Here is a 26,313-nt window from a genome sequence, read left to right on the forward strand (position 1 = left end):
ACTAATATCCTCTCCTACGCTTCAACCATACCATAGTCATTACAAAACTTAACAGCAATGCAAGACCAAGACTCCATGGATATAGATATGTAACTGGTCTAACTACTGTTTTGTCTGACTCTATCGGCTCTAGCTGATCTATCGACTCGTATACTTGTTTCAAATCAGTACTATTTTGCGCTCTAAAAAACTTCCCTCCGGTCATTGTGGCAATTTTTTGTAATACTTCTGTATCTAGATCCTCTGATGTATTAACTAATCTTTCACCAAAAGTAGTCTTAACCATCATTTGCCCGCCACCCAAACCTATGGTGTATATCTTTATGTGATACTGTTTTGCAAGTTCTGCTGCCTGCAAAGGCTGTAGCGCTCCAGAGTTGTTTTCACCATCTGTTAGCAAAACAAGAGCTTTAGAGTCACCTGGATATCTTTTGAGCTTCTTAACTGCCAAACCTATAGCATCGCCTATAGCAGTTTGTGGACCTGGTAGAGCTATACTCGCATCATCAAGCATTTTTTTGACAGTTGGAATATCAAAAGTCAACGGGGTCTGCAAATATGCCCAAGTACCAAAAAGTATCAAACCGACCCTATCTCCTTGACGTGTATCTAAAAACTCATTAGCAACACGCATTACAAGATCAAATCTTGACTCCATCTTACCATTAGACTTCTGCATATCTTGGATAGCCATACTACCAGATAGGTCAATAGCCATCATCAGATCCCTACCACTTTGCGGCAAGCTAACTGGTTTGCCTAACCACTGAATACCAGAACCTGAAATAATCAATAATATCCAAATAGTACTTAGAATATATTTAAGATAATTCGCTTTGGTAAAGTCTCCATTTTTATTACCTCTCAACTGAGATTCTAACTGATCAAAAAATGGAGTTTTTAGTGCTAGCTGCTTATCATGTTTTACCCTTGGAAATATCCAATAGCTAATAACAGGTAAAATAACCAAAGCCAAAAACCAAGGATATTCTATATTAATCACAATACTCTCCTTAGCCACTGCTCTGCCACAGTCAAAATTTCATTTAACGTTTGTCTATCTAATTCGATAGCTCTATAACTATTTACCAGCATATTAGCTTTGGTATTTTTAAAATTTTGCTTTTTCATTTTAGAGTCAAGAAACTCAAGCCATTGCTCACCATGTAGAGTTTTGATTTCTTGGTTTGGAAATTTTTGTAATGCTACTCTTTTTAGATATACCGAGATATTCTGCAAAGCTTCTTTAGGTTTATTTTGTTGAGTCTCTTCTATTGTCCTTCTAAAATCATTAACAATAGAATCCTTGTAACTATTTCTCTTTTTCCTAAAATGTAGAATAATCAAGAAGATAATAAAAGTTAGTACAATCAAACCTAAAAGTAACCACCAACCATAAGCCAAAGGCCACCATTGAGAGACCCTTGCAGGCAAATAAATATCTTTTAATTGAGCCAAAAGATCATTAGTTTGCATAATTAGCTATCCCGTAGTTTATTGCTTTAACCAAATCATCATTCGTTGCTATCTCAATAAATCCTGTTTTATTCTTACGTGAAAAATCCTTTATCGCAGTGTATCTTTCTTGATAAAGATTTTTATAAACACTTCTTTGTTTCTTACTTGCAGCATCTAATACTATACGATGCTCACCATCACTAAAATAATATGTATCTAAAGCAGGCAACTCCTTTTCTATAAGATCATAACTAAAGATATTTATAACCTCATTTTTAGCTCTCAATAATTTAAGATACTGTTTTGCTTGCTCATCAAAACTACTAAAATCACTAATAATGATTATCACACTATTACTACGAACTTTCGCATAAAGAAACTTTATAACATCTGCTAATTTCTTTTGAGACTTAAGCTGATAATCTTTGTGATCAGTCGTTATAAAATTAAACATTTTGATCAACGCTGATTTATCTTGTTTTGCAGGATAGAAATTATAGCCATGATCATCAAAAATAATGCCACCAACCTTATCATGTGCTTCTAACGCCCCAAACCCTAATAACGCTAATGTATTAGCAGCCTTAACGCATTTAAAGCATTCCCTTGTACCAAAATTCATTGTACTATTTTGATCAACAATAAAATACAGACTACGTTCACGCTCTTCATGATAAACTTTAGTGTATGGTTTACCAAGTCTTGCCGTAAGTGACCAGTGCATCAATCTAATATCATCGCCTGCTTGATAATGTCTAACCTCATCAAAGTCCATACCACGACCTTTTGCATTAGAAATATTTGTACCAGCATTAGTCGTATTAACTTTCTGATTAGCAAATAATTTTAGTGACTTTGCCTGATAGCGATGATTCAAAAGCTCTTGAATATCAGCCTTAACACCTTTATAACTTTTCATTGAGGATACTCTAAGGGATTGGCACAGCCTTTAGCAATTCAGTAATCACATCATCACTTTTAATACCATCAACATCTGCTTCAAATGTTAATAATATTCTGTGACGTAGGACTTCATATATAACTGCATGAACATCTCCTGGAGATACATAGTCATTGCCAGATAACCAAGCATGTGCTCGAGCTGCTCTATCTAATGCTATAGTTCCTCTAGGACTTGCACCAAAGGCAATCCATTTTTTGATACTTGGACTATATTTTGATGGGTCTCTAGTAGCTAGAATCAATTCAATAATATATTGCTCAAGAGCTGCTGACATCTGAACATTCAAAACTTCTTTTTGTGCTGCAAAAATTGCTTCTTGAGAAATATTTGGGTAGCGTAATTTATGCCCTAATGCCTCACCTCTACTTATAGCCAGAATCTTTGCTTCCGTTTTTGGATCCGGATACTCAATCTTCACAAAAAGCATAAATCTATCTAACTGTGCTTCAGGAAGTGGATAAGTACCTTCTTGCTCAATTGGGTTTTGCGTAGCCATCACCATAAAAAGATTAGACAAAGGATAAGTCTTCTTACCCACTGTGATTTGCTTCTCTCCCATAGCCTCAAGCAATGCCGACTGAACCTTTGCAGGCGCCCTATTTATCTCATCAGCAAGTAATAGGTTATGAAATAATGGCCCTGACTGAAACTCAAAGCTCTGTTGCTGAGGTATGTATATCTCTGTACCTGTCAAATCTGCCGGTAAAAGATCCGGTGTAAACTGCACTCTATGATAAGAGCAATCTATACTTTCAGACAATGTTTTGATCGCGGTTGTCTTAGCCAATCCTGGAGCTCCTTCTACGAGTAAGTGTCCTCCAGCTAGCAATGCTATCAACAAGCGCTTATTTAAATTTTCTTGACCAACAACACGATTGTTTAAGAATTCTAATAATTCTTCAAACTGATTATATACAGACACAGTCTCTCCAAAACCTCTTACCTTCTTTTGTAGAGTATAGGGGTTGTTATTAGTTTTTCAAGAGCCTAGGCTCGATATAGCTAATTTACAAAGACTTAATACTGCTATAAAATTTAAGCTATTAATCTATAAATTAGTATAATCCTCATGAAAACTCTTAAATTATTGACTCTTTTTATACTAGTAAATCTAGCTCTTACTAGTTGCTCTAACAACACTGATTTATCTAAGGACCTAAGTGCAACAGGAGACTCAATTGTAAGACTTGCTAACGGTACGCTTAGTGCAGAAATAAATAACACCAGCCTACAGAGTGTCTACAACGCCACTCTTTTAGCTTTAAATAATAATAGTGATAAAATAAAAACTAGCAATATGGACAATAATTCTGCTGAAATCACAGGCACATATACTGTAGACAAAGGCTTTTTTAATAAAGCAGGTATAGATAATTTTGATATCAAGCTACTCAAGACCAAAGATGATACTGTAAGTTTATTTATTAAGATGGGTAAATTTGGAGATCAGCAAACTTCAGTTAACTTATTAGCAAATATCAGAAGCAATCTAGGATTATAATATGAATGCGAACATCCCTAAAGTATTGTCTATACAGTCTCATGTAGCATACGGCTATGCGGGTAACAAAGCTGCTGTATTTCCTATGCAAAGACTTGGTATAGAAGTCTCTCCAATATATACAGTACAGCTCTCAAACCATACTCAATATGATTTTTTTAAAGGATCTTTTTTTAGTGCTGAAGATATCCAAAATATTATTGATGGAATGATTTCCAATGGTTTTCTAGAAAAGCAAGATGCCATATTATCTGGCTACATTGGTAATGTTGATATTGCTAAAGTTATAGCAAATACAGTCACTTTACTTAAAGAAAAAAAACAAGCTAGTCTATACTGCTGCGACCCTGTATTTGGTGACAAATATGATGAAGATGAAACAGGGCATATTTTTGCATCAAATGACCATCCTAAAATCTTCTTAAAACACCTATTACCACTAGCTGATATAGTCACACCAAACCTATTTGAGCTAAGTGTACTAAGTGATACGACAATAAACAGTTATAATGATATAATCAAAGCATGCCAAAAACTAATTTCAAAAACCAAAAATAAAAAACAAATAATAATTACCACTAGTGTTTCTTTTGATAAAAATAAAACTGGTATAGCGATATATCAAAACGACAACTTCTCATATATAGAATCCGCTAAATATAAGGTCCAACCTAAAGTTAGTGGCTCAGGTGATATCACAGCAGCGATGTTTTTAAGCTATCTTCTAAAAGGCAAAACACTAGATGAAGCTCTAAACTTAGTTACCAAGTGCTTAGATGGTATCTTCAGGGTTACACACGAATTAAACACTGATGAACTAGCCTTAATACAAGCACAGGAGTACATCAAATAATGGATCGTTATAGCAAAATCACAGATGTTCATCGCTACAAAAGAGAAATCGTACTACTAAAAAGTCGCCCTTGTGCTTATGGAAAATGTACATTTTGCGATTATATATTAGATAATTCAAAAAATATCGATGAAATCAACACTATTAACCTTGATATTTTAAACAATATTACCGGAGAATTTGGTATTCTAGAAATAATAAATTCTGGCAGTATATTTGAACTTCCTCAGGCAACTAAACAGCGTATCAAAGAAATAGTCAAAGAGAAAAATATCAGATTATTATTTGTTGAAGCGCACTGGATGTACAAAGACCATCTACACAAAATCAAAGATCTTTTTGAGACTGATATCTTTATCAAAACAGGTCTAGAAAGTTTTGACAATCAATTTAGAGAAAAAGTATTAAATAAAGGCTTCTTTCATAGCTCTCCAAAACAATTAAGTGAATTGTTTGATTCTGTTTGTCTTTTAATTGGTGTCAAAGGTCAATCAAAAGAAATAATAAAAAAAGATATTGAAATTGCTAAAAAACACTTCAATCACACAACTTTGAATCTATATGTAAACAACACAACATCAATAAAAGCAGATGAAGAGCTCAAAAAATGGTTCCTAGAAGAATACAAAGATCTTTTCAACGATCCTCAATTTGAAATACTTGTTAGTAATACTGATTTTGGGGTTGGTGACTGATGCGGCTTTAGTTGATATCAAAATACGCTCAAATATGATATCTTTGTAGTATAAATATACATTTGGGGAAGATGTTGCAGCACACTTTAAAACAAATCTCAGATACTCTGAAAGCAAAAATAATCAACGCACCTTCTGATGAAATCACTATTTCAGGACTTGATTACGCAGATTTAGCAAATGAAAATGATTTAACTCTTATAGATCAGCATGAACATATCAAACTTTGGAAAAACTCAAAAGCTGCTGCTGCTATAGTCAGTGATAAGATTAGCGATGAGTTAGCACAAATTAATAATAAACCGTTGTTAGTGGTAAATAATGCTGATTTAGCTATGGCTAAAGTATTAGAACTTTTTTCTGTACCATCTCCAGAACAGAATGGCATTCACGAAAGGGCTGTTATTGACCCAACAGCAAAAATCGGCAAAAACGTCTCGATCGGTCCGGGAGCATATATTGGTAAGAATGTTGAGATTGGAGATAATACAATAATCTACGCTAATGTATGTATTTATAACGATACAAAGATTGGTACTAACTGTATTATATGGCCTAGTGTTACAATTCGAGATAGAACAGTCATAGGACACTTCTGTAGACTATATTCTAACTGCTCTATAGGTACAGATGGGTTTGGCTACAGACCTTCTGAAGATGGTAGAAGCATTGTCAGAATTCCGCATATCGGTAATGTTGTGATTGGTAGTTTTGTAGATATCGGTTCAAACACTTGTATTGACAACGCTAAATATGGATCAACAATAATTGGTGATTATACAAAAATTGATAACTTAGTCCAGATAGGTCACAATGTCATTATTGGTAAAGGCTGTATGATATGTGGACAAGCTGGTATCAGTGGTTCTGTAGTGGTTGGCGATGGAGTAGTTATTGCTGGTAATGCTGGTGTCAAAGACCATACTAAGATTGGTAGTGGTGCTCGTATCGGTGGTAAAGCTGGTGTAATGTGGGATGTCCCTGCTGGCGAGAGTCATATGGGATACCCAGCTTACAAAGATACTGAGTTAGCAAAGCAATGGATTGCTATCAGAAAACTTCCAGAAACCATGAAAAAACTCAAAGCGCTAGCAAAAAGTCTAAAAATCGATCTATAAAGATTATTATCTAATTTTTTACTCATTTAAATTTCTAATATCATAAATAAGAATTTCTGATATCCATTTTAATTATGATGAATTATTTATTTCCTACAAAACCACTCTAAAAGCTAATAGATATATTAATTTTATCTATTTAACATCTTTAGTTTTAAATAGATACTATACCATTTCAGTATACTCAAAGCCTTTATTTTCAATATTTTGACACGAATTTAATTTTTGATTTAGACTATTAATATGCTACAATTTGAACTGTATAATTAAAGGTAAGAAAAGACCTCTAAATCATTAATTTATAAGATTTTTTCTTTCCACTTCTTTTACAAAAAGGAAATAACACTAAAATACTAGAACTATAAGGAGAAGCAACATGTTACCAACGCTCATGTCTGTTGACTTAGCAAGATTGCAGTTTGGTTTAACAGCATCATTTCACTTCTTATTTGTTCCTTTAACATTAGGTCTAACGTGGATTTTATTCACAATGGAAGTAATGTACGTAAGAACAGGTAAGCAAGTATATAAAGATATGGTGAAGTTTTGGGGTAAATTACTCGGTATAAACTTCGCTCTAGGGATTATTACTGGTCTAACTATGGAGTTTGAATTCGGTACTAACTGGTCATACTACTCTCAATCAGTAGGTGATATCTTTGGTACACCTCTAGCTATTGAGGGCTTAGCAGCATTTATGCTTGAGTCTACTTTTGCTGGTTTATTCTTCTTTGGTTGGGATAAATTATCAAAGAAACAACACTTACTGTCTACATTCTGTTTAGCAATAGGTTCAAGCTTCTCTGCTCTACTAATCTTAGTTGCTAACGGTTATATGCAGCACCCGGTAGGTTCTGAGTTCGTTGCCTCTACAATGAGAATGGAAACTGTAAGCTTACTTCAAGTATTCCTAAATGAAACAGCACAAACAAACTTTGGTCACGTGATAACAGCTGGATATACAACTGGTGCGACTTTTGTAATCGGTATCAGTGCTTTCTATCTACTAAAAAATCGTGATAATGGATTCGCTAAAAGATCTTTAGGTGTTGGCCTAGGTTTTGGTATCGTTGCTTGTACTATGGCAATGTTCTTTGGTGATGCAAACGGTGTAGATGCATTTAAAGTACAACCATTAAAAATGGCTTCAATAGAAGCTGAATGGGATACTTCTAAAGCTCCTGCTGCTTTCAATGCTGTAGCTATCCCGAGCAATGCTGATCAAGAAAACCATTATGCAGTAGAGATCCCTGCTGTACTTGGTCTAATCGCTACTCACTCTACAGATGTAGAAGTCCCTGGTATCAAAGCTATCCTTTATGGAAAAGCAGATGCTAATGGCACTAGAGATCCTAATCTTGCATACTACAGAGATATCGCAACAGGTGAAACTGCTGATGTATCTCCAGAAGTAGCTGCTGCTAACCCTGCTAAGTACGAAAAAGTACCTGCTGCGGTAGTTATGATTAGAGATGGTGGTTTAGCGTATGCAGATCTTCTAAAATGGAGAGAAACTGGTCACGAAGGCGATACTCCAGATGGTAGTTATGCTAACTATAACAATCCTGAATACCAAAGATACATGGGCTTCGGTAAGTTACTTGTACAAGTGGCTCAAGAGAAATATGGTAAAGCTGACTCTGAAACTATAGCAAATGTTGCTAACGATCCTGAATTAGTAAAAGCAGCTGCTACTAATATGGTTCCTGAAGTTGTTAGCATATTCTGGGCATTTAGAATAATGGTTGCTATTGGTTTACTATTATTTGCTCTAATGTTTGTTGGGCTAATACTACTTGCTAAGAACTCATTAGGTGGTACTAAATTCAGCAGATTCGTACTAAAAGTAATGTTATGGTCAATTCCATTACCATTTATTGCTTGTTCAGCTGGTTGGTTCGTAACAGAGCATGGCCGTCAGCCTTGGACAGTATATGGAGAACTTCCTACTAGTATAAGTTCTTCAGCTCTTACTGCAGCAGATGTTGGTACTTCTATGGCAATCTTCTGTCTAATAGACTTGAGTTTATTTGCTGTATTAGTTTTCTTAATGTTCAAATATGCAAGACTAGGACCTAGCTCGTTAGGCACTGGTAAATACCATTTTGAACAAAACAAAAATGATAAATAAGGAGAGATAAATGTTATTAGATGTTTTACAAATTATCTCTTGGCTAGTTGTAGGAGTTCTAATATTCTTAGTAGCTGCTACTGTTGGTTTTGACTTTGGTGTAGGTATTCTTGCCAAATTTGTTGGTAAAGATGACTACGAAAAAAGAGCTATCATAAATACAGTTGGCCCTACTTGGGATGGTAGCCAAGTTTGGTTTATTACAGCTGGTGGTGCCATATTTGCTATTTGGCCGCAAGTTTATGCTACAAGCTTCTCAGGTTTATATATTGCTATCTTACTAGTGCTATGGGGACTTTTCTTAAGACCGCCTGCTTTTGAGTACAGAAAGAAGATAGACAATCCTACATGGAAAAACTTCTGGGACTGGATGCTTTTATTAGGAAGTGTTATCCCTATAGTTGTTATGGGTGTAGCTGTTGGTAACTTATACTTAGGTTTCCCAATATCTTATGATGATACTGCAAGATTAATATACGGCACAGTTACTGATGGTCAATATCAGTCTATGTGGGTTACTTTAATACACTTATTGACTCCATTTGCACTATTATTTGGTATATTTGCTCTAAATATGTCACTAATGCATGGTTCAGCTTATGCTAAGCTTAGAACTGATGGTGTCCTAAGAGATAGATTTAGAAAAATCACAAATGTTACAGCGACTATCTACTTAGTTTTATTTGTAGTCGCAGCTATTTGGATTGCTCTAATACCAGGATATCAGTATTCTACTGGTGCAAGTTGTACATACGCATCAGAAGCATTACAACACCCATTTAGTGCTGGAGTTATTACTAGTGATCACTCTTGGTATTACAACTTCACACAAGCTAAAACTATTTGGATGTGGTTTGCTCCTATCCTAGCTTTTGTTGGTGCATTACTTGTTATCAAGTTTAACAACAAAGATAAAGATGGTGCTGCCTTCATAGCTAGTATGGCTTCTCTACTAGGCGCTGTATTAACAGTTGGCTTTGCATTATTCCCATTCATTATGGTGTCTAATGTAGGTAACTTCCAATATAGCTTAACAGTATTTAACGCAAGTAGTAGCCAAACTTCTCTAATAGGTATATTATGTGCAGCTGTTATTATACTTCCAATCATCTTCTCTTATACATTCTTTGTGTATAAGAAAATGTGGGCAAATGGTCGTAGAGTATCTGCTGAAGAAGTTAAAGCAAACTCTCACGAGTTATACTAAGAGGAGACTAGTATGTTTTATTTATTATGGATTACATCTGCATTTGTAGCTGTTGGTGCTGGTTGTTTCGTAGCTAGTAGAATCGACAAAAAAGAAGACTAATTTTCTATCTGCTATTTTCTTGTATTTTATTTCTTCTCTTTGATATAAAATTTTTTCATTCAAATTTTATTTTTTTAAAAAAATGAAAAAAATAATATATCTAACTATCGCTCTATTTTTTGTTATAACATCTAATTGTTATGCAGATATTATTGTTGGAACAACTGGAGATTATGCTCCTTTTTCAATTTATGATAAAAACGATAATAAATTCTCTGGGAAGGATATTGATCTCATAAAAACTTTTGCTAAAGCAAATAATGAAGATATTAAATTTGTTAAAACCACTTGGGCAACTGCTGAAGGTGATCTAAAAGACAGTAAATTTGATGTCTTTGTAGGAGGTATGACAATAACTTCTACTCGTCAAGCAAAATTTATATTCTCTACTCCATTAGGCTCTTTTAGTAAAGCTGCCATGACTAACTGCAAAAACTTACCTAAGTTCAAAAGCTTTGCAGATATAGATAACCCAAACACTCTAATCATCGAAAATAGAGGTGGAACAAATGAGAACTTTGCTTTACAGAAAATCAAAAATGCTCAATTATTAATTATCGCTGATAATAAGCTTGCGGTTAAATCTATCACCGATGGCATAGATGGTATATATCCAGATATAATGTTTACCGATTCGCCTGAAATTGCGTACCAGCACTCTATAAATCCAAATATTTGCCAAGTACCAATTAAAGTTGATGATAGTATTTCATATAAGGCTTTTATGTTTAATAACACTCCAGCAGGGAAAAATCTCGCTAATAAGTTTAATGACTGGATAAAAGATAATCCTAAAATTCTTCATCAATATTTAAATTCAGAAAAATAAAAGTTCTCTGAATCAACCTAACTCTATCGGGTCAATATCAAAATACATCTTAACTGAGTTTTTTAAACTAGACATTATTTGAGTATTAGCTACCCATTTAATTATTGAATTTATCTGACTACGAGAGTTTGAGGTTAAAAGTATACTATAGCGATATACATTATTTTTTTTCAGATGAAGAGCTGGTAGAGGTTTAGATACTTGTACACCGGAGCTATCTTTCAAACTTAAATATATTTGCTCCAATATATTTAAGACTTTATTCTCATCTTTTGATTCAGCTATGATTTGTGCTTGATAGGTATATGGCGGATAACTCGCGTACTTTCTTTGCTCTAAAAGATAGTCTAAAAAATCAAGGTAATCGCTATTTACTAATAACTGTAAAAGTTTATTATCAGGCTGATATGTCTGAAGTATTATCCTTCCAGGTTTATCTGCTCTTCCAGCTCTTCCAGAGACTTGAACTATCATTTGCGCAGTTCGCTCTATTGCATGAAAATCAGTACTATATAAACCAGCATCAATATTAATTAATCCCGCTAAGGTAATATTCTCGAAATGATGCCCTTTTGCTATCATCTGAGTACCAACTATAACATCAACTTGCTTATCATTTATCATTTGATTAATGCTATGTAGGTCATTCATAGTTTTGATATTTGATCTATCAAAGCGCACTATCTTATTATATGGAAATCTGGCTTCTATTCTTGATTGAACTTTCTCAGTACCACTACCATAAGCAAACAGTTCTTCAGCATTACAACTTGGACAAGCTGTAACTATTGGTTTACGAGAACCACAAAAATGACATTCTAAGTACTGATATGGATGTGTATGTAATGTATATGGCTTATCACATCTCTTACACTCAACAGCCTCTCCGCAACTCTTACAGACCAAAGCCTTAGCAAAACCTAATTTATTGATAAATATTAATGACTGCTGATGATCGTTGATATTCTGTTCAATCAATGAAAAAAGAGTATTACTAATACTATTATCAACAATACTTGATTTTAGATCTAATAGCTCAATCGTATTCTGGTGTGAGTTTAGCGCCCTTTTATTAAGCTTGAGCAAATTATACTTTCCAATAAGATAATTATAGTAACTTTGAATAGATGGTGTAGCACTACCCAGAACGACTGGAACATTAAACTGACTAGCTCGAAATATAGCAACATCACGAGCATTATAACGAATAGTTGTTGTTTGTTGCTTATATGAACTATCATGTTCTTCATCAACGATGATAATCCCAAGATTCTTAAAGTCAGCTAAGACTCCACTTCGAGTAGCAATTACAATATCAGCTTCGCCATTTTTTATTTTTAACCAGTTAGTTAACCTAGTTTTATCACTTAGTTTAGAATGTAGTGCAACAACATTCTTATCTATAAACCTCTTCTCAAATCTTTTGATTGTCTGTGGTGTCAGATTTATTTCTGGCACTAAGACAAGAACTTGTTGAGACTTAGCTAAAAAACTCTGGATGGTATGTAAGTAAACCTCTGTTTTGCCACTTCCAGTTACTCCATAAATTAAAGATACCTTGAAACCCGATTGTGATGTAATTTGCTCAAAAGCGTATTGCTGTTCTGGATTAAGCAACTTAGGTAAGTCTGATTCTATAGTATTATTAGACTGTCTTAACTTGTAAGTTTTTTTGAGGATGTTTTTATCAAGCAGTTTATTAATAACATAGCTAGAGGCTAGTTCTTTTAGATCCTCAAAACGAAGCGCTTCATTATTAGCAAAAATTTTTAGAACATCTTGTTGCTTTGAAGTCAGTTTATGTTGCTGTAGCTCTATTTGATCTAAATATACATAGGTATCTTTCTGAGGAGAAACTTTCTCAATTTTCAAAAAATCATTTGGTAAAGCCAAACGTATAGCATTATATAAATCACAACAATAATACTGCGACAACCACAAAATAAGTCTTTGTACAACATCGCTAATAGGTTGGTCTATAATCTTTAGGATAGGTTTTACTCTTGTAAGCTCATAATCAATCTTTATATCTTTAGCTACAATAAAGCCTATAAGTTGACGCTTACCCACCTGTACCAAAACTCTGCTAAATAGCTCGACATTAGTATCTTTAATAGAGTAATCAAGCAAGTAACTTGGAGGTACTGCTAGAGCAACCTTAACAATCATTATCTAACTTCTGCAGTTTTTGTATTTTTATACCAGTAATAAAAGCCATAAACAGCTGTAATGAAAAATATGAAGTTCTGTAGCACTTGACCATACAGTTCTTGTTGATACATGACTACAACGAAATATAAATCCGAAATAATCCATACAATCCAATTTTCCATAAACTTCTCTATAGTCATGATAATTGCTGTAAATGTAATACCTGTCAGAATACCTGTTGAAAATATAGCTGCTGAACTAGTGATATAGTTAAATACAATACTAAAAATACATAGTATCACTAGATAGACAATATAACGAAAATAGTCAGCTCTCTTCATCCACTTAACAGTCTTATGCTCACCATCTATACCCTGTGTATACCACTTATACCAACCATAGCTGAAGAATATTACATAAACAAATTGGAGTAATACCAGTGAATATGTACCTTTCATTGCAAACAAAAATAACAAAAGTATCGCACCTACTATACCTAATGACCAAGACCACACTTTAAGCCTTGCTAAGTATATTGTATACAACACATTTATAATCAATGCTGAATAATCAAGAGTCTCAAATAACATTACATAAATCCTTATACGCCTAAAAACACTCGTATAATTTTATATCAAGATCTTTGTATAAGTCAGATTTTATTACATTAATTTTTCTTATAGAACTTGTTTTAAAATTAATTGTAGGATTACACGCCAAATATATCTCATACAAGTCTGTACTAAATACATCACAATTTAAATAACAAATATCTTGAGCAGTTATTCTAATAACTCCGGCGGTTTCTAAGTCATATAAGATTTTCTTAACTTTATCGTAATCAGCAACCGCCATTTTTTGATACATCTGGTCTATACTTATTCCATTTCTCGACTCTCTTTGAGCCACATGTAATTCTTTAAGCATACACACACTAATACTTAGATCATCTCTTTTTACTTCTTTCTTAAAGTCTAGTGTCACCTCCATATACTGTATAGCTTTGATCATTACAGCTCCTAGAAGTGTAATCTGCCAAGCAACAAAGACCCATAGTATAAAGATAGGTATCAAAGATAATGAACCATAAATCACTGAATAAGTAGGTACATAGAACATATATAGAGCAAAAAGTTTTTTTGCAATAGAGAAAACAATAGCCACCAAAAACGCTACAATTAATGCCGTTTTTGAGTTAATCCTTGTATTAGGTAATATTTTATAAAAAACAAAAAATCCTGCTATTAAAAAAATTAAAGATAATCCATTTAAAAGATATTGCTCAATACCAATATCTTTTACAAACCAAGCCATAGAAATAAGATATGTACTAGAAATAAATACAAAACCCATAAGTATAGGCCCCATTGTCATCAAAGCCCAATAAACCAATAGACTCTGAACCAGCGGTCGTTGTTTATTAACATAAAAAACTTTATTTAGGGTAATTTCTAATCTTTTAATCATTAGAAAAATAACAACCAATAAAACTATAACTGATGTAATAGGCAAAGAGGTCATCTTTTCAGAAATACTTGTGATGTACTGCTGGACTGTCGCTGCAGTCTCGGGAAGCATATTCTGAAAAAGAAAATTCTGTAAATTCTCAGAAAGAGAACTAAATGCGTTAAAAGCATTCAAAATATTTATTATAATGAAAAAAGCTGGTACGATAGCAAACAAACTCGTAAGAGTTATAGCCGCAGCTACTGTTGGACAATCTTTACGAAGATATTCTTTGAAGACCCAGATCCAATAGTTTTTAAATATTGACAAATATTTTTTGTATAATTTGATATCAAACATAGAAAAACAACAATGAAAAACATACTAATACTATACTACAGCCAAGGTGGAAGTACAAAGAAAATGGCTCATACTATAGCCCTAGGTGTAGAAGCTACAGGTGCTACAGCCATAGTCCGTACGGTACCAAATATCTCAGCAAAAACTGAGCAAATTGACTCTAAAATTCCAGATAATGGCGATCTATATGCTACAAAAGAAGATCTTGCCAATTGTGATGGTTTGATAGTTGGAAGTCCCGCATACTTTGGCAATATGGCATCACCTTTGAAATACTTTTTAGAAATTCATAGTGATATATGGTTCAAAGGTAGCCTAATTGGCAAACCAGTTGGCTTTTTTACCGCAGCTTCAGGAATGCACTCTGGCCATGAAAGTACACTACTATCAATGATGATCCCTTTTATACATCATGGTTGTTTAATTGTTGGTATACCATATAGCGAGCAAGCATTAGAACATACTCGTACAGGTGGCACTCCATATGGAGCATCTCACCTAAATACATTTTCACCAAACAAAACCATGTCTGACGATGAAATAAAAATATGTAAAACACTGGGTAAAAGAGTAGCTGATATTGCAAATAAACTTTGTTGTTAGGAGAATATTATATGAAAAATATTTTTTATACTTTAATATTTTTATCACTCTTGATATTGAGTGGTTGTAGTACATCAGAGCCAAGCTATTCGGCTAGCTCTGTAGGTCAAGTATCTCAAGTCAAACAAGGTAAAATCATAGATATTCAGCAAGTTCATATCAAAGGTTCTGACAATGTAGGTGCTCGTGTAGGTGGTCTTGCTGGTGGGCTTGGTGGAGCTCTAGCAGGTAGTGGTAATATGCTTACTAGTATTGCTGGTTCTATTGGTGGTGCTGTAGTTGGTGGTATTGCAGGTGGTGCTACAGAAGATGCCATAACATCTTCAAAAGGATATCAATTTACAATACAGTTAAGTAATGGTGAAACACTTGCCATATTACAAGAAGATAAACATGGCTTAAATATTGGCGATGAAGTGACTATATATATGTCTGGCAACAATACTAGAATTGTTCCTGCAAAAAACTAAAAACCAATATTAAAAATAAGTAAAATTTGCTTTCACAAAAGTTATCGTTTAGTATATCATTTTTGTCATCCCTTATAATGCTTAGCCTTTATTCATCTTTGCTAAGCAATTTTTTTGATAAAAGAGGAATCTAATAAAATGTATAAGAAAAAAGTTACCGCTTTAGGGTTAAGTATATGGTTCGCCTGTGCATTTTTTTATGCTCTTGAGTATTTTGTAAGATCATCAACAGGAGCTCTGCTTGATGGCTTTACAGAAGAGCCATATAACCTTACCCTTGCAGCAACTGCAATGTTTAGCTCATCTTTCTACTGGAGTTATATAATTTCACAGATCCCAGCAGGTATTCTTGTAGACAAATTTGGTATCAAGAGAGTAATGATAGTAAGTTCTGCAATATTTTCAGTAGCGATGCTAATTGCCACTCTAGCTCATAATGAATCAATGCTTTTGACCTATAGAATATTAGCAGGCTTTGGCGGAGGATTTGCCATTTTATGTGCTATAAAAGCGATTGCGATATGGTTACCAAATAGATTGTTCCCTGCATTTACAGGCCTAACTCAATTTGTACTATACGTTGGGGCTACGCTTTCAGCCGCACCTCTAGTGTTCTTAGCTAGACATTTAAGCATTTCACAAATTATGGCTTTAATATTCATAATTTCTGTAATTTTACTACTTGTTAGTATATTTATAATAAGAGTACATCCTGACTACTCTAAACAGAATATGCAAAATGAACAAAAGACAAGTAGTCTAAAAGATATTATTACTGTATTCAAAAATAAACAAATTTGGTTTAATGGTTTGTATTGCTTTACTATCTATGGAACCACTGTTCTTTTTGCTGATTTATGGGGAATAAAATATCTACAACTGACCGGTTTCTCTCAAGCCAATGCTGGTTACTGTACCTCACTAATCTTTATTGGTGTAGCTATATCTAGTCCAATATGGGGAGCTATTGCCTCAATATTTGACGGCGAGAAGAAATTCTTATTAATTACACCTATCTTTGGATTCTTTATTGTTACATACTTATTATTTTTCAATACAAGTTTTCCTGTAGCTGTAATCTTATGTATCCTATTTGGTGCTGTCCAAGCAGTTCATGTTCTTAATTATTCTGCACTAAGAAATACTGTTTCTGCGACACAAATTGCAACTGGATTAGCAGTAGTAAATATGTTCTTACCACTAAGTGGAGGAATCTTACAACCAGCTACAGGAGCATTAATAACTCATCTTAAGCAGTCACATGAGACATTATATGCTTTCCAAAGCACATTAATAATTATTCCTATATTAATGATTCTTTCTTTTGTAATAGCTTTATTCATCAAAGATTCAAATAACTAAAATATATACTGCTTTACTCTAACTTTTTTTTAATCTATTATTTGTTATAAAATTTTGAACCTATATAAAATATGAAAAAATTAATAATCGCTGCTGCGATGGCAATAATCATTATAGCTTTTGTAGCTGTTAACTTTCTAACAAAAGAGACAACTAAACCACAAACAACAAAAGGATCTCATGATATAACTGTAGTTGCTGCTGAAAACCAATATGGAAGTATAGCTCAGCTTATAGGCGGTAGTAATGTCAAAGTTACTAATATCATAAACAATGCTGATGGCGATCCGCATACTTTTATATCCTCGGTCAAAAATGCTAAGCTTTTAGCATCAGCTGATGTAATTATATACAACGGTGCAGATTATGACTCATGGATTATACCTATTCTTAAGAGTAATACACATGCTACAATCATTAAAGTACAAGATCTTGTAGATTATCCTGAAACTCCAAAATTTGGTATCAATCCTCATCTTTGGTATGATCCAGACACATTCCCTGCTCTCGCGAAAAAATTAAAGGAAGTATTCTCTAAAGAAGACTCTATTGATAGTAATTTATTTGAGAAAAACTATGTTAATTTTGAACATAAGTATCAACAAGTCTACGATCTTGTTAAACAAATCAAACAATCTAGCGCAGGCACTCCAGTTACAGCTACAGAACCTCTATTTGGTTATATGGCAAGTGCTCTAGGCTTAGACATGAAAGGTCTAGCATTCCAATGGGTTATTATGAATGAGTCTGAACCTAGTCCTAAAATGATGATTGATTATCAAAAACTTTTCAAGGATAAAGAAGTTAAAGCTCTTTTCTATAATAAGCAAGTTACTGATAATGTCACTAATAAAATGTTAGAGCTAGCAGAAGAAAACGATATACCCGTAGTTGGTATTACAGAAACGATGCCTACAAATGAAGATGCTATTACATGGATGGTAAAAACATTACAAAAAACTGCTGAAGCACTAGACAAATCTAACCAATAAAATGATCAAATGTTCTAATCTGATAATTGGCTATAACAAGCCAATCACACAACCTCTTAATCTTGAAATCCCAACAAATGCTTGGGTAGGTATAGTAGGTAAAAATGGTGTTGGTAAATCAACCTTTTTCAAAACTCTTTTGGGTAAGATACCAAGTATCTCTGGTTCTATTACTATCAATAATGCAAAAGTTGATATCAATAGCATTAGCTATATACCACAAGAAAGAGAAATCAATTTTGAAGAAAAAACATCTGGCTATACTCTGGTAAAATACAGTTATAAACCAAACTCATGGGGATTACCTTTATTTGATAAGAATTTCAGAGAAAAGTTGGAATATCTTATTATGTTGACCCAGACTCAAGACTATATACACAAGCCTTTTAAGAATCTCTCAGGAGGTCAAAAAAAGCGTATATATCTAGTTCAAGCTCTTATAAATAATCCTAAGGTTCTTTTGTTAGATGAACCTCTATCAGATCTTGATCCAGATGCAAAGCAAAGATTCCTAGCATGCTTAAAAGCAATTCATAAAAAAGAAAGTATTACATTACTTCTAATCTCTCATGATATGAAAGAGATTAGCTCACAACTAGATGCTTTTATTCACTTTAAGGATGGTCAATGTCACTATTGTAATGAGATGCCATGTCTACAGGAGGATATCTGTGTTTAATTATACTTTCATGCTCTATGCTTTTATAGCTGGAACTATAATCGCTCTTATATGCGGTATTATTAGTTTTTTTGTGATTATCAGAAGATTATCATTTGCATCTCATGCTTTAGGTCATATTAGTCTTACCGGAGCTTCTGGAGCAGTTCTACTAAATTTATCAGCCATGACTGGACAGCTTGTCATAAACCTAGTCGCGGGTCTTCTTATGGGTGCCTTTGGTGACAAAATCAAAAAAAATGATATCGCGATAGGCATCGTTTTGACTTTCTTTTTGGGTCTTGGTACTTACTTCCTGTTTTTATATCAAAGTGGCTATTCAGGCTCTGTGATGTCCATCCTTGTTGGTGATATCCTCACTGTGACACTAGAGCAGATATATATACTACTTACTCTTGCTATATTTACTATAGCTCTTTTAGCTATGATTGCTAGACCATTATTTATATCATCGATAGATCCTGTATTTGCTGAATCAAAAAAAATCCCTAATAAATTTCTGTCCATCTTACTTTTCATCTGTATTGCGATTACAGTATCTATGGCTTGTCAAGTTGTTGGTATACTATTAGTGTTCTCACTACTTATAGGTCCGGCTGCGATCGCTACTCAATGGGTAGATGGCTTTTATAAACCTATATTTCTAAGTACAGTTATATCCATCTTGACGGTTTGGTCTGGGATTGTAGCTGCCTATTATATCGATGTTCCTATTAGCTTTTTTATCACTACTATTATCTGTATTTTATATCTAATAAGTATCATAAAAAATAAATTCTATTAATTTTTGCTAATCTAGCAAGTTGTCACTATACCGAAACATTATTTACGATTATAATTATGCTAGTTTTAGTATATTTAATATAAAAAATGATAATAACAAAAGAAGTTGAGTATCGTGGAGACGGTGTTTTATTGAAAGGTTTTTGTGCATACCCTGATAGAGGTGCGCACTTACCGGCAGTATTAGTTGCTCCAACATGGGCAGGTAGAGACAACTTTGCTTGTGAAAAAGCAATCGCTATGGCAAAAAAAGGCTATTTAGGTTTTGCCATAGATATCTATGGAGAAGGTAAGGTAGGTAGTTCTAAAGAAGAAAATGCCAATCTTATGAATAGTCTACTTGAAGACAAACACGCTCTTATGACTAGACTTAGGTCTGCATACAATATTGTTAGAAAGATGCCTCGCGTAGATAAGTCAAGTGTTTCTGCTATAGGCTTTTGTTTTGGCGGTAAGTGTGTATTAGACATGGCTAGATCGAACTTTGAATTAAAAGCAGCTATTAGTTTCCATGGCTTACTAGAGTCTAATATTATAAAAGAACAAAACATAGACACAAAAATACTTGTGCTACATGGTTATAATGACCCTATGGTACCACCAGAGCAAGTCAATAGATTTCAACAAGAGATGAATATGCGTAAAGCTGACTGGCAACTACATACTTTTGGTAATACATATCATGCTTTTACTAACCCTAATGCTAATGATCCTGAGTTTGGTACTGTATTTAGCAAAGAATCAAACAAAAGAGCTTTGAAGCTTGCTGAAGATTTCTTGAGAGAGACTTTTGTCAGTAGTTATTTTTAATAACCATCTTAGCAAATTCAAACTCTTTAAAAAAAGTCCTCTTACTCCTGAATAACTTGTATATCTATAAGTAATTAATTATTATCATTTTATGGTCTACCAAATTAATATTAATTAAAGGTCATACATTATATGTACTTATAAAGAATTAAGAAGGAAAATACATATAAAAGCTACTAATAATACCTATTATGCTAATAATTATGACTACACTTGTAACTAGCTGTCATCATCATAAAAAATCAGAAACATCCGCTTCATCTAGTTACTAACATACTCTATAAAGTACAGAGTATTAAAGACTGTCTATTGAGTACTTCAAAGTTATAAAATAACTAATAATGACGTTTCGTGGATATATCTTTTAAGAAAATTTTACTTAGTATCTTTCATGATACCAATATATGGCAACTGGCGATATCTATCATTATAGTCTAGACCATAACCAACTATAAACTTATCTTCAATTTCAAAGCATATATAATCTAGGTCTACTTCTCTTTCTAGCCTAGCTGGTTTGAATAGTAAAGTTGCAAATTTCAAGCTCTTTGGTTCTAGCTCATTTATACCATCCATAAGCTTATGATAAGTATGTCCAGTATCAACAATATCTTCGACTATAATTACGTTTTTACCCTGAATATACTCTTTTTTCAAAGAGCCAATAGTGGAGATTACCTTACCCGAACTAACTGTACCAGAACCATAAGATGAAGCCGTCACAAAGTGAGTTCTAAGATCAACTTCTAGCTTCCTAGTTAGATCCGCAAAAAACATAAACGAGCCCTTCAATACACAAATCAATACAATCTCTTGACCTGCATAATCTTTATTTATCTTATCAGCTAGCTTTGTAATCTCAGTTTCTAGCTGCTCGGCACTTATATATACTTCTGTATTATCTTTAGCAAAACTCATAACTAACCCTTTTTGAAATAATCTTCAAAGAATAAAATCTGCTCTCTAGATGGGCCATAAGCCAATGAAGATATTGGAATACCAATATGATTTTCTATAGTTCTTAAATACGTTTTAAGAGCAGTTGGCATATTTTCTTTTGTTACAACTTCATCAAGAGAGAATGGTTCCATATCTACCAGTATAGGCTCTACTTTACATAGATCTATGCCTGGATAAGCACAGAATATTTCTTTACCTTCATACTTATAGCCAATACATATCTTTAGGGTATCTAAATCAGAAAGAACATCAACTTTTGTCAATGCTATAGATGTCAAATTTGAACACTTAGCAGAATACTTAAGCAATGGTAAATCTAGCCAACCACATCTACGGATACGACCTGTAGTTACACCAATTTCACCACCTTTTTTCTGTATAAATAATCCCGTATCATCAAATAATTCTGTTGGGAAAGGACCTTCACCAACTCTAGTAGTATAAGCTTTTGTAATACCTATTACATGATCAAGATTATGTCCTGCTGTTGTTGCACCTGAGTACACACCCGCTACAGATGTGTTCGAAGATGTCACAAATGGATATGTACCATAATCAATATCTAAAAGTACTCCCTGAGCACCCTCATATACAACATTTTTACCAGTAGAAACAGCTTGATCGATGATAGAGAAAGTATCAGCTGAATATTGTTTGAGCTTTTGCCCTAGTGTATACAATCTCTCAAACTCTTCTTCTAAAGATGGATACTCTACTTTATATAAATCTTTAAATAGAGTCTCTTTCTCAGCCAAAGAAAGTGCCAATCTTGATCTTAAGACATCTTTGTCAAACAAATGCTTAAATTTGATACCTTTACGTGATACCTTATCCTCATACGCTGGGCCGATACCCTTACCAGTTGTACCAATCTTCTCAGTAGTGCTATTCTCTCTAACAGCATCTAAAAGCTTGTGATATGAAGTAATAACTGTACAAGATTCTGAAACAAACAGATTATCTGCAGATATCTCAATACCTGTATCTTGTAGACGTGTAATTTCTGTATCAAGAGCTATAGGATCAACAACTACACCATGACCTATTACGCATTTTGTATGCTTATGCAAAACACCTGATGGAATCAAATGAAGAAATGTTTTTTTACCATTTACCACTAGAGTATGTCCAGCATTGTTACCACCTTGATAACGAACAACTAAATCTGATTTTTCGGCTAATGTATCGGCAATCTTACCTTTGCCCTCATCGCCCCACTGAGCACCAACGATTACAATATTTGACATATTAAATTGAATATCTAAAGATTAAAGTTCTGATATTAAATATACTAATATATTAGTCACTATTTTACTAGTAAAATATCCCATAAACAAAAGCGTTTTGACTAAGATTTTGTGATTAAAATTGTTATAATAAGATTTTAATTTTAAGCTTTAACATATCATTAACAAGGAAAAATCATGTCAAAAATAAAGAGGGTTCTTATATCTGTATCTGACAAGACAGGTATTGTTGAATTTGCCAAAGAGTTAAGTAAATATAATGTCGAAATACTTTCAACAGGTGGAACATCAAAAACCCTTAAAGAAGCTGGGCTAAATGTAAAAGATGTATCTGATCACACCCAATTCCCAGAAATCATGAATGGTCGCGTAAAAACTCTTCACCCACTAATTCATGGTGGCATCTTAGCAGATAGAGATAACTCAGAGCATCTACAAGCTATGACAGATAATCATATCGGTGCAATAGACATGGTTGTAGTTAACTTATACCCTTTTGTTAATACTGTTAAATCAGGCGCTGACTTTGACACTTGTATCGAAAATATCGATATAGGTGGGCCGTCAATGGTACGTTCATGCGCAAAAAACCATAAGCACACAACTATCGTAACCAACCCTAACCAATATGAAATAGTTGCAAAGGAAATGGCAGATAATGGCGGTCAAACGACTCCAGCTACTCGTCTTAAATTTGCCAAAGAAGCATTTGCCCATACTGCTGAGTATGATAGCCATATTGCAAATTGGTTTAGCAAGGAACTTGATGAAGAGTACCCAGAAAAATTATTTTCAGTAGGAACTCTAAAGCAAGTACTAAGATATGGTGAAAATCCTCATCAAAAAGCAGCCTTATACTCTACTGATACTGACTGTATAAGCATTACAAATGCTAAGCAACTACAAGGTAAAGAACTATCATACAACAACCTAAACGATGCTGATGGTGCATTTGAAATGGTTTGTGAATACTCAGAACCCTCATGTGCGATTATCAAACATGCAAATCCTTGTGGTATCGCATCTGGTAAAAATGCTTATGAAGCTTGGACAAAAGCCCTAGCTTGTGATCCAATTTCCGCATTTGGTGGCATTGTTGCTTTTAACTGCGAGGTTGATAAAGAATTTGCAGAATCTCTAGGCAAGATGTTCTTAGAAGTAATAATTGCTCCAAGCTATACTCAAGAAGCACTTGATATCTTAGCTGCTAAAAAGAACCTTAGAGTACTAGAGACTGGCAAAGTTTTTGATACAAAATCATCGCGTATGATTAGCAAAAATATTCATGGTGGTATTTTATCTCAATCTTATGACAACGGTGGTGTTGAAATAAACGACTGTAAAGTTGTAACTGACAGAGCTCCAACTGACAGAGAATGGGCTGATATGATGTTTGCTTGGAAAGCTGTTAAATATGTCAAATCTAATGCTATTGTCTATGCTAGAGATACTCAAACAGTCGGTATTGGTGCTGGGCAAATGTCACGAGTTGATTCTGCTCGAATTGGAGCAGAAAAAGCACAAATTCATGAGGGTGCTAAAGGTTCTGCTGTAGCTTCTGATGCCTTTTTCCCATTTGCTGATGGTTTAGAGGAGTGTATCAAAGCTGGGGCAACTGCTGTAATCCAACCAGGTGGCTCAAAGAATGACCAAGAAGTTATTGATGCTGCTAACAAAGCTGGCATAACTATGGTCTTCACAGGTATGAGACATTTTAGACATTAATCTTTTAAAAAAACATATATCTTATTTATATCTATGGATTTATATCTTCTAACTGTATAGTCACTATTTTTAAGATAATGCCGATGTCAACAGTGGTGATATCACTAATATTATTCCAACAAAAATAATAAAATAAATACTTTTTGTTCGATATTTCTCAAGACTAGGTATCTTAAAAACAATATACGCAGGCACTAAGCAACCCAATATACCAAAGACAGGTCCAGATAAAGGTACTAACTTATACACAGGAGCATCAAAAACTATTGAAAGCCATGTCATTAAAAAAATTATTCCTATCACAAGCGTATTTAAACTAAAAACACCCTTCGAGTCCTCTTTAAGCCCTAATTTGATAGCACTATTTCGCAGCAAGCCTTTTAGGGATTCCTCCATACCTGCTAATACACTCAAAAAAGATGTCAAAATAGCACATAAGCTAATAACAATTCCGCATCCATATATTAGCATATTTGATATGTGCTGTTTCTCTAAAAGTATAAATGCTGATTGATTATTTTGTGTTGCTTCTAATGCATCGGCTCTAGGGATAACTAACGAAAATGATAGAACATAAAAACCAATAATAACAACTAAGATCACAAATGCTAAAGTCATAGTTTTTAGAGTTTTAGATAAAACAAATTCCTTACCCTTATTGTGATAATACTTACGGTAACCAATAACCATCGGACTTAGGGACTGTATAAATAATATTGATGTCAAAGAAAATGGCAACATAATGATACTCTTAGCAACAAACTCACTACTACTCGCAGGTATTTCTACAACATTCTTAAATGACCATAGCGGAATTAAAGATATAGATACCAATATAATCGCTATGATTAATATAAACACTAAAAAAGTTGATACTCTTACAAATAACTTTTGGCTTTTCATCCCAGTAAAGATTAAAACAATCATCAATATAGCACTATATAACGCATTTTGTTCTAAATGTGGATTTGAGCTGAGATGAAACATATATAGATATGCTGCTAGAGACTTTGCTACAACCTCAGCATATATAATAGTCCATGTTAACATCATCAGTAAATATACTGCCCCTAAAAAAACAGCCCAACCATTACCTAATAATTCAGCTACAGTCTCCTTATATGGCTTAGGTTGTTTTGCAGCAAATAAAGTTTCTATATATAACTTTTGAAAAAGATAAATACCAGGATAAGCTATCAGTATTGACACTACAAAAACTGCAAAACCAACAACACCAACACTCACAGGCACTAATACAATCCCTGCACCAACAGCCATGCCAATACTAACGACTAACCAACCAAAATCAAATCTATTGAAATCTGCCAATCCTTTCATCTTTTAAAAAGCTCTAATAAGAATAGACATATTTTAGCCTTTTTCTGTTAGATTAAAAATGAGGGAATAGAAGCTTTATGAAGATTATTTTGTTTTGAGAGCAATTATTGCTTAACCCATACTAGATTATTAGTATCAAAACCTAGTGATTTAGCTTTTTTGATAAAATCATCTTTGACACTTTGAGGTACAGTTTTGGTTCTAGATAGTAGCCATAAGTAATTTTCATTTGCTCCTGCGACATACGCGTACTTATAATTATCATCAAGTTTAAATACTACATAAGCTCCATAAAATGGTCTAAAGAATGACACTTTAAGATACCCTTGATCATCTCCATCTACAAATTTAGCAATACCTGTTGCATAACTTCTCTTACCAGTTTCTGGAGTAATGCCACTATTTACAACTTTTATCGAACCATCAGGATTTAGGCTATACTCAGCATACACTTCTGTCATGCCTTTCTCAAAACTATTATCAAATCTAGCTATCTCATACCATTTACCTAGATATTTTTGTGCTTGAA

26 protein-coding genes and 1 pseudogene are annotated in these 26,313 nt (G+C 33.7%); 16 read left to right on the forward strand and 11 right to left on the reverse strand.

Features of this window, described 5'->3' with window-relative positions; genetic code table 11:
• Position 1: 1 nt before the first annotated feature.
• Genes FTPG_RS01575 through FTPG_RS01590 form a run of 4 tightly spaced genes read right to left on the reverse strand, consistent with a single transcriptional unit; the run spans position 2 to position 3,344 of the window.
• The gene (locus FTPG_RS01575) at positions 2 to 1,003 is read right to left on the reverse strand and encodes a vWA domain-containing protein (protein ID WP_035722111.1); all 1,002 of its coding nucleotides are present in this window, start codon (positions 1,001 to 1,003) and stop codon (positions 2 to 4) included.
• Positions 1,000 to 1,476, reverse strand: coding sequence for a DUF4381 domain-containing protein (locus tag FTPG_RS01580; protein WP_004286655.1), 477 nt, complete (start codon positions 1,474 to 1,476; stop codon positions 1,000 to 1,002). The genes FTPG_RS01575 and FTPG_RS01580 overlap by 4 nt, the downstream gene beginning before the upstream one ends.
• Positions 1,466 to 2,377, reverse strand: coding sequence for a DUF58 domain-containing protein (locus FTPG_RS01585; RefSeq protein ID WP_004286656.1), 912 nt, complete (start codon positions 2,375 to 2,377; stop codon positions 1,466 to 1,468). Before FTPG_RS01585 ends, FTPG_RS01580 begins: the two co-directional genes overlap by 11 nt.
• A gap of 10 nt (positions 2,378 to 2,387) precedes the next feature.
• Complete coding sequence (locus FTPG_RS01590) at positions 2,388 to 3,344, reverse strand: AAA family ATPase (protein ID WP_004286658.1); 957 nt, start codon at positions 3,342 to 3,344, stop codon at positions 2,388 to 2,390.
• 147 nt (positions 3,345 to 3,491) lie between these two features.
• Between FTPG_RS01590 and FTPG_RS01595 the strand changes: the two genes are divergently transcribed.
• From FTPG_RS01595 to FTPG_RS01625, 8 genes are all read left to right on the forward strand, one after another.
• On the forward strand, positions 3,492 to 3,923 hold the full coding sequence (locus FTPG_RS01595) for a DUF3568 family protein (protein ID WP_004286659.1): 432 nt from the start codon (positions 3,492 to 3,494) through the stop codon (positions 3,921 to 3,923).
• Position 3,924: 1 nt separating this feature from the next.
• Entirely contained in the window at positions 3,925 to 4,776 is an 852-nt protein-coding gene (gene pdxY, locus FTPG_RS01600) for a pyridoxal kinase (protein ID WP_004286660.1), read from the forward strand.
• Positions 4,776 to 5,471: a hypothetical protein gene (locus FTPG_RS01605; protein WP_004286661.1), complete on the forward strand. Its 696-nt coding sequence runs from the start codon at positions 4,776 to 4,778 to the stop codon at positions 5,469 to 5,471. The genes pdxY and FTPG_RS01605 overlap by 1 nt, the downstream gene beginning before the upstream one ends.
• Positions 5,472 to 5,545: 74 nt before the next feature.
• Positions 5,546 to 6,589 (forward strand): UDP-3-O-(3-hydroxymyristoyl)glucosamine N-acyltransferase, encoded by a 1,044-nt coding sequence (lpxD, locus tag FTPG_RS01610; protein ID WP_004286662.1) that lies wholly within the window; start codon positions 5,546 to 5,548, stop codon positions 6,587 to 6,589.
• Positions 6,590 to 6,965: 376 nt separating this feature from the next.
• On the forward strand, positions 6,966 to 8,720 hold the full coding sequence (locus FTPG_RS01615) for a cytochrome ubiquinol oxidase subunit I (RefSeq protein WP_004286663.1): 1,755 nt from the start codon (positions 6,966 to 6,968) through the stop codon (positions 8,718 to 8,720).
• 10 nt (positions 8,721 to 8,730) lie between these two features.
• Positions 8,731 to 9,927, forward strand: a complete 1,197-nt coding sequence (gene cydB / locus FTPG_RS01620; RefSeq protein WP_004286664.1) for a cytochrome d ubiquinol oxidase subunit II — start codon at positions 8,731 to 8,733, stop codon at positions 9,925 to 9,927.
• A gap of 12 nt (positions 9,928 to 9,939) precedes the next feature.
• Positions 9,940 to 10,029: a hypothetical protein gene (locus tag FTPG_RS09625; RefSeq protein ID WP_030003323.1), complete on the forward strand. Its 90-nt coding sequence runs from the start codon at positions 9,940 to 9,942 to the stop codon at positions 10,027 to 10,029.
• An 82-nt stretch (positions 10,030 to 10,111) separates the two neighbouring features.
• Positions 10,112 to 10,858 carry a transporter substrate-binding domain-containing protein gene (locus FTPG_RS01625; protein ID WP_004286665.1) on the forward strand — a complete coding sequence of 249 codons (747 nt, stop codon included), beginning with the start codon at positions 10,112 to 10,114 and terminating at the stop codon, positions 10,856 to 10,858.
• A gap of 12 nt (positions 10,859 to 10,870) precedes the next feature.
• On the opposite strand, the gene priA is transcribed toward FTPG_RS01625, so the two are convergent.
• The 3 genes from priA to FTPG_RS01640 are packed head-to-tail and all read right to left on the reverse strand — an operon-like array spanning position 10,871 to position 14,815.
• Positions 10,871 to 13,027 carry a replication restart helicase PriA gene (gene priA / locus FTPG_RS01630; RefSeq protein ID WP_004286666.1) on the reverse strand — a complete coding sequence of 719 codons (2,157 nt, stop codon included), beginning with the start codon at positions 13,025 to 13,027 and terminating at the stop codon, positions 10,871 to 10,873.
• Entirely contained in the window at positions 13,027 to 13,599 is a 573-nt protein-coding gene (gene pnuC / locus FTPG_RS01635) for a nicotinamide riboside transporter PnuC (protein ID WP_004286667.1), read from the reverse strand. The genes priA and pnuC overlap by 1 nt, the downstream gene beginning before the upstream one ends.
• A gap of 19 nt (positions 13,600 to 13,618) precedes the next feature.
• Positions 13,619 to 14,815 carry a YhjD/YihY/BrkB family envelope integrity protein gene (locus FTPG_RS01640; RefSeq protein ID WP_004286668.1) on the reverse strand — a complete coding sequence of 399 codons (1,197 nt, stop codon included), beginning with the start codon at positions 14,813 to 14,815 and terminating at the stop codon, positions 13,619 to 13,621.
• Between the two features lie 12 nt (positions 14,816 to 14,827).
• On the opposite strand from FTPG_RS01640, the gene wrbA reads away from it, so the two are divergent.
• The 7 genes from wrbA (at position 14,828) to FTPG_RS01675 (ending at position 20,514) form a co-directional block, all read left to right on the forward strand.
• Positions 14,828 to 15,418, forward strand: a complete 591-nt coding sequence (gene wrbA / locus FTPG_RS01645) for an NAD(P)H:quinone oxidoreductase (protein WP_004286669.1) — start codon at positions 14,828 to 14,830, stop codon at positions 15,416 to 15,418.
• Between the two features lie 11 nt (positions 15,419 to 15,429).
• The gene (locus FTPG_RS01650; RefSeq protein WP_004286670.1) at positions 15,430 to 15,888 is read left to right on the forward strand and encodes an outer membrane lipoprotein; all 459 of its coding nucleotides are present in this window, start codon (positions 15,430 to 15,432) and stop codon (positions 15,886 to 15,888) included.
• 138 nt (positions 15,889 to 16,026) lie between these two features.
• Positions 16,027 to 17,250 (forward strand): MFS transporter, encoded by a 1,224-nt coding sequence (locus FTPG_RS01655; protein WP_004286671.1) that lies wholly within the window; start codon positions 16,027 to 16,029, stop codon positions 17,248 to 17,250.
• 71 nt (positions 17,251 to 17,321) lie between these two features.
• The gene (locus FTPG_RS01660) at positions 17,322 to 18,242 is read left to right on the forward strand and encodes a metal ABC transporter solute-binding protein, Zn/Mn family (RefSeq protein ID WP_004286672.1); all 921 of its coding nucleotides are present in this window, start codon (positions 17,322 to 17,324) and stop codon (positions 18,240 to 18,242) included.
• A gap of 1 nt (position 18,243) precedes the next feature.
• A complete protein-coding gene (locus FTPG_RS01665) occupies positions 18,244 to 18,921 on the forward strand; it encodes a metal ABC transporter ATP-binding protein (protein ID WP_004286673.1) in 678 nt (225 codons plus the stop codon).
• On the forward strand, positions 18,842 to 19,705 hold the full coding sequence (locus FTPG_RS01670; protein ID WP_004286674.1) for a metal ABC transporter permease: 864 nt from the start codon (positions 18,842 to 18,844) through the stop codon (positions 19,703 to 19,705). Before FTPG_RS01665 ends, FTPG_RS01670 begins: the two co-directional genes overlap by 80 nt.
• A gap of 86 nt (positions 19,706 to 19,791) precedes the next feature.
• The gene (locus tag FTPG_RS01675; protein WP_004286675.1) at positions 19,792 to 20,514 is read left to right on the forward strand and encodes a dienelactone hydrolase family protein; all 723 of its coding nucleotides are present in this window, start codon (positions 19,792 to 19,794) and stop codon (positions 20,512 to 20,514) included.
• A gap of 375 nt (positions 20,515 to 20,889) precedes the next feature.
• Here the strand turns inward: FTPG_RS01675 and hpt are convergent, their stop codons facing one another.
• Both hpt and FTPG_RS01685 read right to left on the reverse strand, forming a co-directional pair.
• Positions 20,890 to 21,432 (reverse strand): hypoxanthine phosphoribosyltransferase, encoded by a 543-nt coding sequence (gene hpt, locus FTPG_RS01680; protein ID WP_004286676.1) that lies wholly within the window; start codon positions 21,430 to 21,432, stop codon positions 20,890 to 20,892.
• A gap of 2 nt (positions 21,433 to 21,434) precedes the next feature.
• Positions 21,435 to 22,721 carry an adenylosuccinate synthase gene (locus FTPG_RS01685; protein WP_004286677.1) on the reverse strand — a complete coding sequence of 429 codons (1,287 nt, stop codon included), beginning with the start codon at positions 22,719 to 22,721 and terminating at the stop codon, positions 21,435 to 21,437.
• 177 nt (positions 22,722 to 22,898) lie between these two features.
• Between FTPG_RS01685 and purH the strand changes: the two genes are divergently transcribed.
• On the forward strand, positions 22,899 to 24,446 hold the full coding sequence (purH, locus tag FTPG_RS01690) for a bifunctional phosphoribosylaminoimidazolecarboxamide formyltransferase/IMP cyclohydrolase (RefSeq protein WP_004286678.1): 1,548 nt from the start codon (positions 22,899 to 22,901) through the stop codon (positions 24,444 to 24,446).
• Positions 24,447 to 24,515: 69 nt separating this feature from the next.
• Here the strand turns inward: purH and FTPG_RS01695 are convergent, their stop codons facing one another.
• Complete coding sequence (locus tag FTPG_RS01695) at positions 24,516 to 25,784, reverse strand: aromatic amino acid transport family protein (RefSeq protein ID WP_004286679.1); 1,269 nt, start codon at positions 25,782 to 25,784, stop codon at positions 24,516 to 24,518.
• 104 nt (positions 25,785 to 25,888) lie between these two features.
• Positions 25,889 to 26,313 (reverse strand): annotated as a pseudogene (locus FTPG_RS01700) (lipocalin family protein); the annotation flags it as partial.

This window comes from Francisella philomiragia subsp. philomiragia ATCC 25015 (assembly GCF_000156715.1).
Lineage (GTDB): Bacteria > Pseudomonadota > Gammaproteobacteria > Francisellales > Francisellaceae > Francisella > Francisella philomiragia.